The organism is Streptomyces sp. NPDC002884 (assembly GCF_040295245.1).
Taxonomy (GTDB): domain Bacteria; phylum Actinomycetota; class Actinomycetes; order Streptomycetales; family Streptomycetaceae; genus Streptomyces.
The window spans coordinates 1-17232 of the sequence record NZ_JBEOVB010000015.1 but is presented as its reverse complement, the minus strand read 5'-3'; the positions used below and the strand labels follow the sequence as shown (position 1 = coordinate 17232).

14 protein-coding genes are annotated in these 17232 nt (G+C 70.0%); 2 read left to right on the top strand and 12 right to left on the bottom strand.

Going from position 1 to position 17232, the window contains the following annotated elements; genetic code table 11:
- Nucleotides 1-24 precede the first annotated feature (24 nt).
- The 12 genes from ABT070_RS26955 to uvrC form a co-directional block, all read right to left on the bottom strand.
- The gene (locus ABT070_RS26955) at nucleotides 25-936 is read right to left on the bottom strand and encodes a hypothetical protein (RefSeq protein ID WP_351764450.1); all 912 of its coding nucleotides are present in this window, start codon (nucleotides 934-936) and stop codon (nucleotides 25-27) included.
- Nucleotides 937-1038: 102 nt separating this feature from the next.
- A complete protein-coding gene (pgi, locus tag ABT070_RS26950; RefSeq protein ID WP_351764449.1) occupies nucleotides 1039-2688 on the bottom strand; it encodes a glucose-6-phosphate isomerase in 1650 nt (549 codons plus the stop codon).
- Nucleotides 2689-3032: 344 nt separating this feature from the next.
- Entirely contained in the window at nucleotides 3033-3368 is a 336-nt protein-coding gene (locus ABT070_RS26945; RefSeq protein WP_082412914.1) for an RNA polymerase-binding protein RbpA, read from the bottom strand.
- Nucleotides 3369-3579: 211 nt separating this feature from the next.
- Nucleotides 3580-3810, bottom strand: coding sequence for a preprotein translocase subunit SecG (gene secG / locus ABT070_RS26940; RefSeq protein ID WP_020131907.1), 231 nt, complete (start codon nucleotides 3808-3810; stop codon nucleotides 3580-3582).
- 127 nt (nucleotides 3811-3937) lie between these two features.
- The gene (gene tpiA / locus ABT070_RS26935) at nucleotides 3938-4714 is read right to left on the bottom strand and encodes a triose-phosphate isomerase (RefSeq protein ID WP_351764448.1); all 777 of its coding nucleotides are present in this window, start codon (nucleotides 4712-4714) and stop codon (nucleotides 3938-3940) included.
- A gap of 6 nt (nucleotides 4715-4720) precedes the next feature.
- Complete coding sequence (locus ABT070_RS26930; RefSeq protein ID WP_351764447.1) at nucleotides 4721-5932, bottom strand: phosphoglycerate kinase; 1212 nt, start codon at nucleotides 5930-5932, stop codon at nucleotides 4721-4723.
- 155 nt (nucleotides 5933-6087) lie between these two features.
- On the bottom strand, nucleotides 6088-7098 hold the full coding sequence (gap, locus tag ABT070_RS26925; RefSeq protein ID WP_351764446.1) for a type I glyceraldehyde-3-phosphate dehydrogenase: 1011 nt from the start codon (nucleotides 7096-7098) through the stop codon (nucleotides 6088-6090).
- A 228-nt stretch (nucleotides 7099-7326) separates the two neighbouring features.
- Nucleotides 7327-10281, bottom strand: a complete 2955-nt coding sequence (locus ABT070_RS26920; RefSeq protein ID WP_351764445.1) for a M14 family metallopeptidase — start codon at nucleotides 10279-10281, stop codon at nucleotides 7327-7329.
- Between the two features lie 162 nt (nucleotides 10282-10443).
- Nucleotides 10444-11433, bottom strand: a complete 990-nt coding sequence (gene whiA / locus ABT070_RS26915) for a DNA-binding protein WhiA (RefSeq protein WP_351764444.1) — start codon at nucleotides 11431-11433, stop codon at nucleotides 10444-10446.
- Complete coding sequence (locus tag ABT070_RS26910; RefSeq protein ID WP_351764443.1) at nucleotides 11424-12491, bottom strand: gluconeogenesis factor YvcK family protein; 1068 nt, start codon at nucleotides 12489-12491, stop codon at nucleotides 11424-11426. The genes whiA and ABT070_RS26910 overlap by 10 nt, the downstream gene beginning before the upstream one ends.
- Nucleotides 12488-13555, bottom strand: a complete 1068-nt coding sequence (rapZ, locus tag ABT070_RS26905; protein ID WP_351764442.1) for an RNase adapter RapZ — start codon at nucleotides 13553-13555, stop codon at nucleotides 12488-12490. Before rapZ ends, ABT070_RS26910 begins: the two co-directional genes overlap by 4 nt.
- Nucleotides 13552-15648: an excinuclease ABC subunit UvrC gene (gene uvrC / locus ABT070_RS26900; RefSeq protein WP_351764441.1), complete on the bottom strand. Its 2097-nt coding sequence runs from the start codon at nucleotides 15646-15648 to the stop codon at nucleotides 13552-13554. The genes rapZ and uvrC overlap by 4 nt, the downstream gene beginning before the upstream one ends.
- A gap of 306 nt (nucleotides 15649-15954) precedes the next feature.
- On the opposite strand from uvrC, the gene ABT070_RS26895 reads away from it, so the two are divergent.
- Together ABT070_RS26895 and ABT070_RS26890 are read left to right on the top strand one after the other, a co-directional pair.
- On the top strand, nucleotides 15955-16923 hold the full coding sequence (locus ABT070_RS26895; protein ID WP_351764440.1) for a hypothetical protein: 969 nt from the start codon (nucleotides 15955-15957) through the stop codon (nucleotides 16921-16923).
- 78 nt (nucleotides 16924-17001) lie between these two features.
- Nucleotides 17002-17232 (top strand): PfkB family carbohydrate kinase (locus ABT070_RS26890; protein WP_351764439.1); only part of this gene is annotated, 231 nt, incomplete at its 3' end.

The window sequence follows — 17232 nt, the reverse complement described above, 5'->3', positions numbered from 1 at the left end:
CGCCGCCGCGCAGAACCCGTACGGTCAACCGCCGTACGGGTTCTGCCCGTTGTGGGCCCGGTGCGACCCGTACGGGTCGCCCTGGGGATACGGCTGCCCCGGGCCCGGCGCGTACGGACGACCGTACGGGTGCCCCTGGGGCTGTCCGTACGGGTTTCCCTGCGGCGGGACCTGGGGCGACCCGGCGGGGGTCGGCGGCAGGGTGGCCGGGTGGGCCGTGAGCCGGATGCCGTACCGCCGCTTGAGGCGGCGCATCTCCAGCAGCGCGAGCCCGGTGACCGTCACCGGCGCGCCCAGGATGAAGACGATGCCCATGGTGAGGCTGAGGCCGTGCAGATCACCGGTGATCAGGTCGGGGACGGCCATCAGCCAGGTCGTCACCGTGGCGAGCAGCGGCGGCAGACAGCGGTGCACCGCGGCCGAACCGAAGAAGTTGCCGGAGAGCCGGACGGCGCCGGCCATCACGAAGAAGGCCATCCAGAGGCCCACGAGGGTGAGCAGCATCCTCGGCACCATCCCGAACGTCTCGCTCGACCGGAAGATCCCCACGGTCGTCAGGACACAGCCGATGAAGAGCAGCAGCAGCTTGAGCGAGTCGAGGAGCGGCGACTTCAGCTGCCGGACGGTGCCGGTGCGCCGCCAGACGAAGAGCATCACGCCGACCGTCAACGGGGTGAGGAAGAACAGGACGGCGGACGCGATGGCCGTGTTCTCCAGCATCTCCTCGAAGGCGAAGCCGCCCTCGACCAAGGTGTAGACGCCGACGGCCGCGACCGCGCCGGCGATGACCCGGCCGCGCTTGAGCCGCTCCACCGTCGGATCGAGCGCTTGCGGTATCCACGCCGGATGGAACACCGCCCACGCCACCTTGTGGGGCTTCAGGAACGAGCTGACGGTCAGCGAGCCGTCGGTCCAACTCCTGCGCGCACGGGTCACGTTGCTCTCCCCCGAGAGATCGGTCTCATGATCGCCGGGGATTCTACGGGAAGCGGACGGCCACCCGCCGCCCGCTTCCCGCTTCTCCCGTCCGGGTGACCGCTACCGGCCGCGCAGTTCCCGGTACTTGGCGACCAGGGCCTTGGTGGACGCGTCCAGGCCGGGGACCTCGGCGCCCTCGGTGAGGGCGGGTTCGACGCGCTTGGCGAGCACCTTGCCGAGCTCCACGCCCCACTGGTCGAAGGAGTCGATGTTCCACACCGCGCCCTGCACGAACACCTTGTGCTCGTAGAGCGCGACGAGCTGGCCGAGGACCGAGGGGGTCAGCTCACGGGCGAGGATCGTGGTCGTGGGGTGGTCGCCCTTGAACGTCTTGTGGGCCACCAGTTCCTCGGGCACGCCCTCGGCGCGCACCTCCTCGGGCGTCTTGCCGAAGGCCAGCGCCTGGGTCTGGGCGAAGAAGTTGGCCATGAGCAGGTCGTGCTGTGCCCCCAGTTCGTCGCTCAGCTCGGCGGCCGGCTCGGCGAAGCCGATGAAGTCCGCCGGGATGAGCTTCGTGCCCTGGTGGATCAACTGGTAGTAGGCGTGCTGTCCGTTGGTGCCCGGGGTACCCCACACGATCGGGCCGGTCTGCCAGTCGACCTCCCGGCCGTCCCGGTCGACGGACTTGCCGTTGGACTCCATGTCCAGCTGCTGCAGGTAGGCGGCGAACTTGGACAGATAGTGGCTGTAGGGCAGTACGGCGTGCGACTGCGCGTCGTGGAAGTTGCCGTACCAGATGCCCAACAGGCCCAGCAGCAGCGGCACGTTGGACTCGGCGGGCGCGGTCCTGAAGTGCTCGTCGACGAGGTGGAAGCCGTCGAGCATCTCCCGGAAGCGGTCCGGGCCGATGGCGATCATCAGCGACAGGCCGATCGCCGAGTCGAAGGAGTAACGGCCGCCGACCCAGTCCCAGAACTCGAACATGTTGGCCGTGTCGATGCCGAAGTCGGCGACCTTCTCGGCGTTCGTCGACAACGCGACGAAGTGCTTGGCGACCGCCTTGTCATCACCCAGCGCGTCCAGCAGCCAGCTGCGGGCCGAGGTCGCGTTGGTGATCGTCTCGATCGTGGTGAAGGTCTTCGACGCGATGATGAACAGCGTCTCGGCCGGGTCCAGGTCGCGGGTGGCCTCGTGCAGGTCGGCGCCGTCCACGTTGGACACGAAACGGACCGTGAGGCCGCGGTCGGTGTAGCCGCGCAGCACCTCGTAGGCCATCGCCGGGCCCAGGTCGGAGCCGCCGATGCCGATGTTCACCACGTTCCGGATGCGCCGGCCGGTGTGCCCGGTCCAGTCGCCGGAGCGGACGCGGTCGGCGAAACCGGCCATCTTGTCGAGGACCGCGTGCACCGCCGGGACGACGTTCTCCCCGTCGGCCTCGATCACCGCGTCGCGCGGGGCGCGCAGTGCGGTGTGCAGAACGGCACGGCCTTCGGTGGTGTTGATCTTCTCGCCGCGGAACAGGGCGTCCCTGAGGCCGAAGACGTCGGTGGCGACGGCCAGTTCGCGCAGGTGCCGCAGCGTCTCGTCGGTGACGAGGTGCTTGGAGTAGTCGATGTACAGGTCACCGACCCGTAGCGTGTATCCCGCGCCGCGCTCGGGATCGGCGGCGAACAGCTCACGCAGCCGCACCTCGCCGAGTTCCTCGCGGTGTTCGGCCAGAGCGGTCCACTCGGGCGTCTGGTCGAGCCTCGTACGGCCGTCTGCGTTCATGTCGGACTTCAGCCCACTTTCCTCGTCTGTCCGTGCTGCGCACGTCTTGCCCCGCCGGTTCCAACCTAGTTGATCAGCGCGTCGGGTGAGCTGACGTGCCACGGTCGCAGGGGGCAACAACAGATACGTCCGCCTGGCCCACGGGTATCAACGCGGCGGCGAGTACGAGGGACAGGGCCGCGCAGACGTCGTCGAAGAGGGGCCGAAAGCGGGCCGGAGGGCAGCCGGGAGCGGCCGGGCAGAAGGACGGGGGCATGACCGAGGGGCACGGCGCGGGCGTACGGTCGCCCGTGCGGGAAACAGGTCCGGCCAGGCACCCTGGGACACCCGGCCGGTCTCGGTCGTCAGATCTCGCCCCGCAGTTTGGCGAGCGCCTCCGCGAGGATCGCCTCACCGTCCGCGTCGCTGCGCCGCTCCCGCACATAGGCGAGGTGCGTCTTGTAGGGCTCGGTGCGCGGCGGGGCCGGGGGGTTGTCCCGGTCCTGCCCCGCGGGAAAGCCGCAGCGCGGGCAGTCCCAGGTCTCGGGAACCTGCGCGTCGCTGGCGAAGCTGGGCACCGTCTCGTGTCCGTTGGAGCACCAGAAGGAGATGCGCAGACGGGGCGCGGACTCGCCCCGCTCGGCCTCGCCCATCGGCCCCGCCCCGACCCGGCTTCCTCGGATCGCGTTGCCACTTGCCACGGTCGTAACTCCCTGCGTGATGGTGCCGCAAAGCGAGTCGGCGTTTCGCTTCGCTGCGAGCGCCTCAGTCTACGTAAGGCCCAACGCGCGTCCAGTGATTGGAGTTACAGCTCCCACACCTAGACGCAAGCCCCATGATAGGCCGCGCTCAGCTGCGCGTACCGAACATGGGGCCTTACGTACCGGAATGTGTGTGACTGTGCGAAGTTGATCAGCTGTTCGTCTTCATCACGATGCCGAGAACGATGATGCAGGCGAACCACAGCAGACCGATGACGACGGTGATGCGGTCGAGGTTGCGCTCGGCGACCGAGGAGCCGCCGACGGAGGACTGCATGCCGCCACCGAACATGTCGGAGAGACCGCCGCCCTTCCCCTTGTGCATCAGCACCAGCAGCATCAGCAGCAGGCTGAAGACGATCAGGGCGATCGAGAACCCCAAAACCACGGCTGGACCAACTTCCTCGGATTCGGATAACGACTCGGACGAACGACGGGGGCATAGCGACAATCGCTATGCCCCCGCAAGGGTACGACGGATCGCCGCTACCGCATACTCACAGCTCGGATCACTGGTCGCGGAAGCGCACGATCTTGACGAACTCGTCGGCGTCCAGCGAGGCACCGCCGACCAGCGCGCCGTCGATGTCGGCCTGCGCCATGATCTCGGCGACGTTGCCGGACTTCACGGAGCCGCCGTACTGGATGCGGACCTTGTCGGCCAGCTCCTGGGTGTAGAGCTCGGCGATCTTGCCGCGGATGGCGGCGCAGACCTCCTGCGCGTCCTCGGCGCCGCAGACCTTGCCGGTGCCGATGGCCCAGACGGGCTCGTAGGCGATCACGATCGTCTCGGCCTGCTCGGCCGCGAGATCCTTCAGACCGCCCTCGACCTGGGTGAGGGTGTGGGAGACGTGGTTGCCCGCCTCGCGGACGTCCAGTTCCTCGCCGACGCACAGGATCGGGGTCAGACCGTGCTTGTAGGCGGCCTTGACCTTGGCGTTCACGAGCTCGTCGGTCTCGTTGTGGTACTGGCGGCGCTCGGAGTGGCCGATCGCCACGAACGTGCACTTCAGCTTGGCGAGCATCGGACCGGAGATCTCGCCGGTGTAGGCGCCGGAGTCCTGCGCCGAGATGTCCTGGGCGCCGTACTTGATCTTCAGCTTGTCGCCGTCGACCAGGGTCTGCACGGAGCGCAGGTCGGTGAAGGGCGGCAGGACGGCGACCTCGACGGCCTCGTGGTCCTTGTCGGCGAGGGCGAAAGCGAGCTTCTGGACGTGGGCGATGGCCTCGAGGTGGTTGAGGTTCATCTTCCAGTTGCCCGCCATCAGCGGCGTGCGAGTGGTCATGCGGGGTCAGCCCTCCAGTGCGGCGAGGCCGGGGAGCGTCTTGCCCTCGAGGTATTCGAGGGAGGCGCCACCACCGGTCGAGATGTGGCCGAATGCGTTCTCGTCGAAGCCCAGGAGGCGGACGGCCGCGGCGGAGTCGCCGCCGCCGACGACCGTGAAGGCCGGGGAGTCGATGAGGGCCTGGGCTACCGCCTTGGTGCCCTCGGCGTAGTCGGGGTGCTCGAAGACGCCCATGGGGCCGTTCCAGAAGACGGTGCCGGCGTCGGCGAGCTTCGAGGCGTACAGCTTGCGGGACTCGGGGCCGATGTCCAGGCCCATCTGGTCACCGGGGATCGCGTCCGCGGCGACGGTGGCGGGGTTCGTCGGGGCCTTGGCCTTCAGGTCCGGGAATCCGCCGGAGACGACGACGTCGACGGGCAGGACCAGCTCGACGCCGGTCTTCTGCGCGCGCTCGATGTACTCCTTCACGACCGGGATCTGGTCCTCCTGGAGGAGGGAGACGCCGATCTCGTGGCCCTGGGCCTTGAGGAAGGTGTAGGCCATGCCGCCGCCGATCAGGATGCGGTCGGCCTTGCCGAGCAGCTGGTCGATGACGGCGAGCTTGTCGGAGACCTTGGCGCCGCCGAGGGCGACGACGTAGGGCCGCTTGACGTCGTCGGTGAGCTGCTTCAGGACGCCGACCTCGGTGGCGATCAGGAAGCCGGCCGCGTGCGGCAGCCGCGCCGGGAGGTCGTAGACGGAGGCGTGCTTGCGGTGCACCGCGCCGAACCCGTCGCCGACATAGAGGTCGGCGAGTTCGGCGAGCCGGTCGGCGAAGGCGCCGCGCTCGGCGTCGTCCTTGCTGGTCTCGCCCGCGTTGAAGCGCAGGTTCTCGATGACGGCGACCTGGCCGTCGGCGAGACCCGCGACCGTGGACCGCGCGGACTCGCCGACCGTGTCGGTCGCGAAGGCCACGGCGGAACCGAGGAGTTCGCCCAGCCGAGCCGCGGCGGGGGCGAGCGAGAAGGCGGGGTCCGGCGCGCCCTTGGGGCGGCCCAGGTGCGAGGCGACGACCACCTTGGCACCCGCGCCCGCGAGGGCCTCGACGGTCGGCAGGACGGCCCGGATACGGCCGTCGTCGGTGATGGTGCCGCTGGCGAGCGGCACATTGAGGTCGGCGCGGACGAAGACCCGCTTGCCTGCGACGCCTTCGGCGAGAAGTTCGTCGATCGTCTTCATTACGGGGGCTCCTGAGGAGGGCTCGTGGTGCTCGTGATCGCTCGTGATCGCCGGCAACCGTGAAGAAGGCTGATCCGTACGTGCGTCAGGGCTCGGGCGGCGCGTCCCTGCGCCGCCCGAGCCCTGCACTCACATCAAGGTGCCTGATCCGACGATCAGAGCTGGCCGCCGACGAAGACCGTCAGGTCGACGAGGCGGTTGGAGTAGCCCCACTCGTTGTCGTACCAGCCGAGGATCTTCACCGAGTTGCCCTCCTGGACCATGGTCAGGGAGGAGTCGAAGGTGCAGGAGGCCGGGTCGCCGACGATGTCCGAGGAGACGATCTGGTCCTCGGTGTAGGCCAGGTAGCCCTTGAGGTCGCCGTCCTCGGAGGCCTTCTTGAACGCGGCGTTGACCTCGTCCTTGGTGACCTCGCGCTGGAGCGTCACGACGAGGTCGGTGGCCGAGCCGGTCGGGACCGGGACGCGCATGGCGATGCCGTCCAGCTTGCCCTTGAGCTGCGGGAGGACCAGGGCGGTGGCCTTCGCGGCACCCGTCGTGGTCGGGATGATGTTCTCGGCGGCGGCGCGGGCGCGGCGCAGGTCCGAGTGCGGGAAGTCCAGGATGCGCTGGTCGTTGGTGTACGCGTGGACCGTCGTCATCAGACCCTTGACGATGCCGAAGTTCTCGTCGAGGACCTTGGCCATCGGCGCCACGCAGTTGGTGGTACACGAGGCGTTGGAGATGACGTGGTGGTTGGCCGCGTCGTACTTGTCCTGGTTGACGCCCATCACGATCGTGATGTCCTCGTCCTTGGCCGGAGCCGAGATCAGGACCTTCTTGGCGCCGCCGGCGATGTGCTTCTCGGCGTCGGCCTTCTTGGTGAAGATGCCGGTCGACTCGATCACGATGTCGACGCCCAGGTCGCCCCACGGGATGTCCGCCGGGTTGCGCTCGGACAGCACCTTGATGGTGTGACCGTCGACGGTGATCGTGTCGGCGGTGTGCGACACCTCGGCCTTGAGCCGGCCCAGGATGGTGTCGTACTTCAGCAGATGTGCGGTGGTCGCGGTGTCACCCAGGTCGTTGACAGCCACGATCTCGATGTCAGCACCCTGCTCCAGCAGCGCGCGGAAGTAGTTACGACCGATGCGGCCAAAGCCGTTGATGCCTACGCGGATCGTCACGAACCGATCTCCTCGTTGATACACCGGCTATGCGGTGCCGGCGAGCTGTATTTGGGATGTCCCCGACCACCCACGACCCTACCTCTCCGAGGCCGCCGGAGTGACATCGACTTCGCCCATACACGGCAGGGCGGTCCGTACCCGCCAGTAGGGGTACGGACCGCCCGGACCGGATGGCCCGATCGCTCGATGTGATCACGAACTGTCACGCGGCGTTGACACCGCGGTTCAGCTCTCGAGTGAGGCGAGCGCCTTTCCGATGAGCGCGACGCGGTCGGCCGCCGCGGTGACGTGCTCCAGGCCGAAGCCCAGCAGCACCGTGTCGTCGGTGGTGACCGCTCCGTACGTCTGGAACAGGGCGCCGGTGCGCGTCCAGTCCTTCAGGACGGCCGGGCTGCCCGCGGGCGGACCCGCGACCTGCCAGGCGCCGAGCGACGTCTCGAAGCCCTCGGTCCCGGTGGCGGTGCCGCCGACGACCAGCGAGGTGTCGTCCACGAGGACTCCGTGGCCGCCGCTGCCGGGGTCGGTGACATAGGAGATCGAGATCTCGACCTGCTTGCCCGCGTAGCCGCTGAGGTCGAAGTTCACCTGCTGCCAGCCGCTGGAGGCGCCGGTGAGGGCGTTCCAGGAGCCGGTGGTGCCGGTCGCGGCACAGCTGCCCGCACCGAGGGTGAGGTAGTGCCGCAGCCACGGGTGCTCGCCGATGTAGAAGCCGCCGTCGCACTCCGCGGGGACGGCGGTGCTGCTGGCGCCGCCCGCCTCGGGAAGCGTCGTCCAGTCGTCGGCGCCGACCGTGTGGATCTCGACGATCGCGTTGTCGTAGCCGGGCTCGGTGTCCCACAGCAGCTGGGTGCGCAGGGCCGGCTTGCTCGCCGCGGCCACACCACCGAGGTCGACGGTGCGGGTGAGGCGCTTGTAGCCGTCGTCGGTGTGCACGGCGGCGGCCATGTACGAGCCGGTGAACGGCCCGTACGGGTTGACCGTCCCGGCGAACCGGCCGGCGCCGGCGCTGGCGAACTGCGGGTAGGCGGCGGCCGGCAGCTCGTCCGAGGTGACGCCGTAGGTGCCCGCCCTGTCGAGCGGGTTGCCGGTCGCCGGGCCGAGGGCCCCGCCGGCGCCGCCGAGCTTGCCCGTGCCGGTGAAGCCGGTGGCGCCGGGGGTCGAGGTCCGGGAGTAGGCGCCCAGGTAGTACTGGCTGAAGTCGTTCGACGGGGTGCCGTCACCGAGGTCGACGTTGCCGCCGGCCAGCTCGCCCGCCTCGATCAGCTTGCCGCCCTCGTTGAGGAAGGCGCGCAGTTCGAGCTGGGTCGGATTGCCGGGGACGCTCGCGCCCGTGTAGTGGACGACCGTGTCGAAGTGGCTCAGCACGCCGAGCGCGTCGGGCGCGCCCTGGGTGGCGACGTCCCAGACGATCGCCCTGCGGCCGTTGGCCTTCAGCGCGTCGACGTAGGTCTGCGCCTGTGTGGCGGCCGCGCCTTCCTCGGCCACGACGAGGGTGCCGGCCTTGGGGCGCGCGGCGATGGTGTAGGTGAAGTGCGTGCTGGAGACCTTCTTGCCGTTCTTGGTCTCGCCCGTGAACCACACCTCGACCTTGTCGCCCGGCTCGCCGTCCCGCACCTTGGCCCGGTACTCGTCGTAGTAGAGGTTGTCGTCACCGCCGAAGGTCTCGCCGCCCTTCCAGGCCTTGAGCGCCTGGTCCCGTGTACGGCCCCCGTTGACGCGGTACTTGAGCTCCTTGTCGCGCACCGCCCTGCGTGCGACGACGGACACCTCCTGGTCGGCGCCGCGCGAGTACGAGGTGGTGAACGGCGCCGGGGTGAAGTCGGCGGCGGACAGACCGACCGACGACTTCGGCTGGTCGGGGTGCGCGGCGGACTCCGCGACGGAGAGCGCGAACGGGACGTTCTTGGCGAACTCGTCCTGGATCAGCTTCTCGTCGTCCGGGAAGTTGAAGACCGACTGGCAGTCGGAGGCGTTCCACTGGTCGTTCGGGTCGATGCCCGACGCGGTCTGGCAGGTCGACATCTCGGGGGTGAACATCGCCGTGCCGTTGACGTTCGCCGCGTGCCCGTCGGCCTCGCCGTTGGTCGTGTACAACTCCGAGGAGACCTGCGGGTGGTAGCCCGGGACCGCGGAGTTGTCGGGGGTGCCGGCGAGCGCCTTGTAGACGACGTCGTCCGGGGTGTCGGTCGCGACCTGCCAGCCGACGCCGTACAGCAGCAGTTCGGCGGCGGAGTGGTAGTTGATGCCGTACGTGAATCCGATCCGCTTCTCGAAGGCGTCGAGCGCCTTGGTCTCGGGCTCGGAGCCGGGGCTCGCGCCACGGTAGGTCTGGCTGGTGGGGTTCGGGGACGATCCCTCGTCGTCGTAGCCCCACTTGTAGGGGAAGTTGCGGTTGAGGTCGACGCCGTCGCCGGTGGAGATCACGCCGTCGCCGTTGACGTCCCGCAGGTTCTTGCGCCAGAGGCGGTTGTCGGTGCTCTTGAAGGTGTAGTCGTAGCCGTCGGGGTTGGCCGACAGGACGAACCACAGCTCGCTGGAGTCGACGATCTTCTTGACCCGCCGGTCGGTCCTGTAGCTGTCCAGGTAGTAGTGCATCAGCCGCCGGGTCATCTCCGGGGTGATCCACTCCCGCGCGTGCTGGTTGGACATGTAGAGGACCGAGGGCTTGGAGCCGTCCGCGGACTTCTTCGCGTTCTTGCTCAGTTTGAGCGCGAGGACGTCCTGGCCCGTGACCGTCTTGCCGATGGAGACGACCTTGGTGAGGCCCGGGTTCTCCCGGGCGGTGCGGAGGATCTCCTCCTGGAGACCGCCGCTGCCGCTGTACGGCCGGAACACGCCGTCGGCGGCGGCCTCGACGCGGCTCTCCGCCTTGGCCGAAAGAGTGTGCTCGGCGAGGGCGACGCCCTGCTTCTCGAGCTTCTTCGCCTGCTTGTCGGTGAGGTAGACCTCGACCGTCGCGGTGCCCTTCTCGGGCGCCTGCTCGCTGAGTTCGTGACCGTCCTGACCGGCCGCCAGCAGCAGGGGTACCTGCTGCTTGGTGACCTCGGCGCGGAAGACCTTGACCTCGTCCGCGTCGGGTTTCGGTGTGGTGCCGGGCTGTGCCTGGGCGATGGGTGCGAGTGCCGCTCCGCCGAGCAGCAGCGCGCCGACAGCGAGGATCGATCTCGCTCTTCGTCTCATGAACCCCCCTAGCCTGAGTTCGCCCCAGCAGCGAACTCTGCCAGGCTCATGACAGTTCATGATCCAGTCAAGAGCGCCTCATAGCCACGCAAACGCCGGTGGTGTCACCCGAACGGGCGACACCACCGGCACTCTTGACGAACCGTCAGCAGAACTGTCGGGTCAGCCGACCAGATTGTCGGCGAGCTCGTCGCTGAGGTTGGCGTCCGTGCCCGCGATACCGAGATCGGAGGCGCGCTTGTCGGCCATCGCCAGCAGTCGGCGGATCCGGCCGGCGACCGCGTCCTTCGTCAGCGGCGGGTCGGCGAGCGCACCCAGCTCCTCCAGGGAGGCCTGCTTGTGGTCCATACGGAGCCGGCCGGCCGCCGCGAGATGCTCGGGCACCTCGTCCGCGAGGATCTCCAGGGCGCGCTGGACGCGGGCCCCGGCGGCGACGGCCGCACGCGCCGAGCGGCGCAGGTTGGCGTCGTCGAAGTTCGCCAGACGGTTCGCCGTGGCCCGCACCTCGCGGCGCATCCGGCGCTCCTCCCAGGCCAGCACCGACTCGTGCGCGCCCAGCCGGGTGAGCAGCGCGCCGATCGCGTCCCCGTCACGGACCACGACCCGGTCGACCCCGCGCACCTCTCGGGCCTTCGCGGCGATGGACAGCCGACGGGCGGCGCCGACCAGCGCGAGCGCGGCCTCCGGGCCCGGGCAGGTCACCTCCAGGGAGGACGAGCGGCCGGGCTCGGTGAGTGAGCCGTGCGCCAGGAAGGCTCCGCGCCAGGCCGCCTCCGCGTCGCAGGTCGCGCCGGAGACCACCTGCGGGGGCAGACCCCGGATCGGGCGGCCGCGCCCGTCGACGAGTCCCGTCTGCCGGGCCAGCTGGTCACCGCCCGCGACCACCCGGACCACATAGCGCGAGCCGCGGCGCAGACCGCCGGGGGCCATCACGATCAGTTCCGAGCTGTGGCCGAAGATCTCCAGGATGTCCCGCTTGAGCCGGCGGGCCGCCATCGCCGTGTCCAGCTCCGCCTCGATCACGATCCGCCCGCTCACCAGGTGGAGGCCGCCGGCGAACCGCAGAATGGCGGAGACCTCCGCCTTTCTGCAGCAGGTCCGGGTGACGGGTAGCCGGGAGATCTCGTCCTTCACCGCTGCCGTCATCGCCATGGGCCGATCCTTCCATGCATCCGAAAAATACGGTCGTACGCGGCAGCCAACAGCTCCGGGTCATGCCTCGGGGTTCCGTCGGGCCGGGCCACCGGCGCCAGCTCGACCGCGGCCCCGAACCGTTTGGCGGCGTCGGTCAGCGAGTCGCGGTCGGGCACGGCGGCCACGTCGGCCAACACCACGTCCAGGGCGAGTTTAGGGGCGTGTCGTCCCAAAACCTCCAAATGACGCTGCGGGGAGAAGCCGTCGGTTTCTCCGGGCTGCGGGGCGAGGTTCAGGGAGAGCACCCGGCGCGCCCTCGTCTCCATGAGGGCGTCCAGCAGATCCGGCACCAACAGGTGCGGCATGACCGAGGAGAACCAGGAACCGGGCCCGAGCACCACCCAGTCGGCGTCCAGGACGGCGTCGACCGCCTCCGGAACGGCCGGCGGGTCGTTCGGCACCAGGTGCACGGACTGCACCTCGCCGGGCGTCAACGCCACGGTCGCCTGTCCCCGGACCGTGTCGACGTCGTCCGGCCGCTCCGGATCGTGCCCCTTGACCAGGGCCTGGAGCTCCAGCGGCACGGCGGACATGGGCAGCACACGCCCCTGCGCGCCCAGCAGCTTGCCGACCAGGTCCAGCGCCTGGACGTGGTCGCCGAGCTGCTCCCAGAGGGCGACGATCAGCAGATTGCCCACCGCGTGGCCGTTGATCTCGCCCTGCGACTGGAAACGGTGCTGGATGACCCGGGCCCAGGTCTGGCCCCAGTCGTCGTCACCGCACAGCGCGGCCAGCGCCTTGCGCAGGTCACCGGGCGGCAGCACGCCCAGCTCCTCACGCAGCCGTCCGCTGGAACCGCCGTCGTCGGCCACCGTGACGACACCGGTGAGGTCGCCGGTGATCCGGCGCAGCGCGGTGAGCGACGCGGACAGCCCCATGCCGCCGCCGAGGGCGACGACCTTGGGCTGGGTGCCGCGGCGGCGCGGTTTGCCGCCGCGCGCCTCGACCGGCCGGACCACACGCCCGTCGGAGGCGCTCCTGCGCAGTCGGCCGAGCCGCGGAGAACGTCCTGTCATTCCCGTCCCATGTCCCGGTGCACGACCACCGTCTCCACGCCCTCGGCCGCGAGACGCGCGGCGAGCTTCTCCGACATGGCCACCGAGCGGTGCTTGCCGCCCGTACAGCCGACCGCGATGGTCACATAGCGCTTGCCCTCCCGGCGGTAGCCCGCGGCGACCAGCTGGAGGAGCTCGGCGTACCGGTCGAGGAACTCCTTGGCGCCGGGCTGGTTGAGGACGTACGCCGAGACCTCCTCGTTGAGGCCGGTGTAGGGGCGCAGCTCCGGGACCCAGTGCGGGTTGGGCAGGAAGCGCATGTCCACGACCAGGTCGGCGTCGACCGGCAGGCCGTACTTGAAGCCGAAGGACATCACCGTGGCCCGCAGCTCGGGCTCCTCGTCACCGGCGAACTGGGCGTCCATCTTGGCGCGCAGTTCGTGGACGTTGAGGCTGGAGGTGTCGATCACCAGGTCGGCGTCGCCGCGCAGCTCGCGCAGCAGCTCGCGCTCGGCGTCGATGCCGTCGACGATGCGGCCGTCGCCCTGGAGGGGGTGCGGGCGGCGCACGGACTCGAAACGGCGCACCAGGGCGTCGTCGGAGGACTCCAGGAAGACGATCCGCCGGGTGACGCTCTTCGACGCGAGGTCGGCGAGGGACTCGCGGAGGTTGTCGAAGAAGCGCCGGCCGCGGACGTCGACGACGACCGCGATCCGCGCCACGTTGCCCTGGGAGCGGGCGCCCAGCTCCACCATGGTGGGGATCAGGGCGGGCGGGAGGTTGTCGACGACGAACCAGCCGAGGTCCTCCAGACACTTGGCTGCCGTCGAGCGGCCGGCCCCGGACATGCCGGAGATGATCACCAGCTCGGGGATGGCCGCGTCGGGGATCCCGGGCGGCGTGACGTCCGTACTCACCTGTGCTCCGTCTTCCTGGCGTACTTCTTGCTGAGGGCTGTCGGGGACCGCGGGGGGCGTGGTGGAATCCTCGCCCGGTTCCCTGGGTCCCTGCTGGGGCGCGGCTGTGGGCACAGTAGTGGGCGCCTGTTCCTGCTCCGGTGTGGGGTGTGCGTCGTGCTCGGTCATGTCTCCTGCCCCCGTCGTTCTTCCGGGGCGCCCGTCGTCACGGGATCTCCGGGGGAACCCACCGTCGTACCGGGTTCCTCATCATCAATGATCTCTCCGGTCGCCGTGTTCACGGCGGGGGCGGGCGATGCCGCCCGGGCGAGGGCCGCGGCGATGGTCTCGGCCGTCTTGCGGCCTATGCCCGGCACCTCGCAGATCTGGTCGACCGTCGCGGCCCGCAGCCTCTTGACCGAGCCGAAGTGCTTGATCAGTGCCTGCTTGCGCGTCTCGCCGAGGCCGGGCACCTCGTCCAGGGGGCCGGCGCGGAAACGCTTGGCCCGCTTGGTGCGCTGGTAGGTGATGGCGAAGCGGTGGGCCTCGTCACGGACGCGCTGGAGCAGATAGAGACCCTCGCTGCTGCGGGGCAGGACGACCGGGTCGTCGTCGTCCGGCACCCAGACCTCTTCCAGCCGCTTGGCGAGGCCGCAGACGGCGATGTCGTCGATACCCAGCTCGTCCAGCGCCCGCTTGGCCGCCGCGACCTGCGGCTGTCCGCCGTCGACGACGACGAGCTGCGGCGGGTACGCGAAGCGCTTGGGGCGGCCGTCGTCGTCCTTGAGGCTGCCGGCGAGGGGGGCTTCGGCGGCGTCGGTGAGGGCCTGCGCGGTGGTGTCGGCGAGCGGGTTCTCGCCGTCGGTCCACTCCCCCGTCCGCTCCTTCTCGGCGATGTAGCGCCGGAAGCGGCGGGTGATCACCTCGTGCATGGAGCGGACGTCGTCCTGGCCCTCGAAGCCCTTGATCTGGAAGCGGCGGTACTCGCTCTTGCGCTGGAGGCCGTCCTCGAAGACGACCATGGAGGCCACCACGTCGTCGCCCTGGAGATGCGAGATGTCGTAGCACTCGATCCGCAGCGGCGCGCTGTCCAGGTCGAGGGCCTCGGCGATCTCCTCCAGGGCACGCGAGCGGGTGGTCAGGTCGGAGGCGCGCCTGGTCTTGTGCAGGACGAGCGCCTGCTGCGCGTTGCGTTCGACGGTCTCCATCAGGGCCTTCTTGTCGCCCCGCTGCGGGATGCGCAGCGACACGTTGGACCCGCGGCGCTCGGTCAGCCACTCCTGGACGGGTTCGACCTGCTCGGGCAGGGCGGGGACCAGGACCTCCTTGGGGACGGAGTCGCCCCGCTCCTCGCCGTACAGCTGCTGGAGGGCGTGCTCGACGAGGGCGCCGGTCGTGACGTCCTCGACCTTGTCGGTCACCCAGCCGCGCTGGCCGCGTACGCGTCCGCCGCGGACGTGGAAGATCTGGACGGCCGCCTCCAGCTCGTCCTCGGCGACCGCGATCAGGTCGGCGTCGGTCGCGTCCGCGAGCACGACCGCGTTCTTCTCCATGGCCTTCTTCAGGGCCTCGATGTCGTCGCGCAGGCGGGCGGCGCGCTCGTACTCCATGTCCTCGGCCGCCTCCCTCATCTGCTTCTCCAGCCGGCGGAGGTAGGTGCCGGTGCGGCCCGTCATGAAGTCGCAGAAGTCGTCGGCCAGTTCCTCGTGGTCCTCGGCGGAGACCCGGCCGACGCACGGCGCGGAGCACTTGCCGATGTAGCCGAGCAGACAGGGCCGGCCGGTGCGGGTGGCGTTCTTGAAGACGCCGGCGGAGCAGGTGCGCACGGGGAAGACCCGCAGGAGCAGGTCGACGGTGTCCCGGATCGCCCACGCGTGTGCGTACGGTCCGAAATACCTGACGCCCTTCTTCTTGTGGCCGCGCATCACCTGGACCCGGGGGAACTCCTCGTTCATCGTCACCGCGAGGTAGGGATAGCTCTTGTCGTCGCGGTACTTGACGTTGAACCGGGGGTCGTACTCCTTGATCCAGGAGTACTCCAGCTGGAGCGCCTCGACCTCCGTGGACACCACCGTCCACTCCACCGACGCGGCCGTGGTCACCATGGTGCGGGTGCGCGGGTGGAGCCCGGACAGGTCCTGGAAGTAGTTCGCCAGGCGCTGGCGCAGGCTCTTCGCCTTTCCGACGTAGATCACCCGGCGGTGCTCGTCGCGGAATCGGTACACCCCCGGGGAGTCCGGGATCTGTCCCGGCTTGGGGCGGTAGCTGGAGGGGTCGGCCATGTCTCACACCCTACTGGCGCGGGGTGACACTCCGGCGGGCTGTGGACGACGGCCGGGTGTCCGGGAGGGCTGTGGACGGGCGGGGCACCGGGTGCGGGACGCGCAGGCGTCGACTCGGCCACACGCACGTGCCACTCGGGCATCAGGTGTTGTCGGGACTTGGTCAACACGCTTCAATGCGGGGGAACTCGGGCCCTGAGGGCCGCCCTACGGATGTGAAGGAGCTCCGGCGACGCCGGAAAGGCCCCGACCACCCACACGAACGGTCCGACCAGCCGTCGTGAGCTTTCACAGAGAGGCCCCTGCATGCCGCACGCCACACAGCACGCGGACGCCGCCGTCGACGCCACCTCCGCGGAGTTGGACACGGCCCTGCGAGGCGGTCCTTTCCATGTGGCGCTGCGTGCCGCGATCGCCGCCCGTGGCCTGCCCCTGCAACGCGTCCAGCACCATCTGTCGCGCTACGGGGTGAAGGTGGGCGTGACCAGTCTGAGCTACTGGCAGCAGGGCGCCCGGCGGCCGCAGCGCCCCGAGTCGCTGCGCGCCGTGCGTGCGCTGGAGGAGATCCTGCACCTGCCGGACGAGTCCCTGATCCGGCTGCTCGCGGAGCCCGACGGCGGGGACGGCGGCACGGCGGCCGGACAGTCCGCGGGCCGCTCCTACCGCTCGCTCCTGGAGGCCTCCGGCATCCTCGAACAACTGCTCGGCGAACTGGAGTGCCCGGTCGACGGGGGGCTGCACACCCTGGGCCACCACGAGCGGGTCCGTATCGGGTCGCGCCGCGAGCTGCTGGGGCGCGAGTCCCAGCACATCGTGCGGGCCCACCGTGACGGCGTCGACCGTTTCGTGGCCGTCCATCACGGCGACCCCGGCTGCGCACCGGAACGGATGACGGTCCGGGCCCTGGAGAACTGCCGGGCCGGCCGGGTCCGCAGCCACCACGACACCGGGGTGCTGGTGGCCGAACTCCTCTTCGACACCCGGCTGAGGGCCGGCGACACCTTCCTCTTCCGCTACGCCGTCGAGGACGGCACCGCCGACGTGTCCCGTGAGTACGTCCGCGGCTTCGGCGCGGCGGGCGGCCAGTACGCCCTCCAGATCCGCTTCGCCGAGAACGCCCTGCCCGTGCGCTGCCACCGGTTCACCCAGCACTCGGCGGCGGCCCCGCGCGGCGGGCGCCAGGAGCTGCCGCTCAGCGGCCGGCACCGCTCGGTGCACCTCGTCGAGCCGCGGGTGCGGTCGGGCATGGTCGGCATCGGCTGGGACTGGGAGTGAACCGCGAAATGGGGTAGCTTCCCGGCCTGCGGCTCGCCCGGTGAGGGGTCGCGGACAGCCAGCGAAAGGAACCGCCCTGTGATCGTCGTCGCCGGTGAGGCCCTGATCGACCTGGTGCCGCAGGGCACGGGCGCCCTCGCGGATCTCCGGCCGGCACCCGGCGGCGGCCCCTACAACACGGCCGTCGCCCTCGGCCGCCTGGGCTCCCCCACCGCCTTCTGTTCCCGCACCTCGCACGACGCCTTCGGCGAGGCACTGCTCACCGGACTGCGGGACTGCGGCGTGGACGTGTCCACGGTGCAGCGCGGC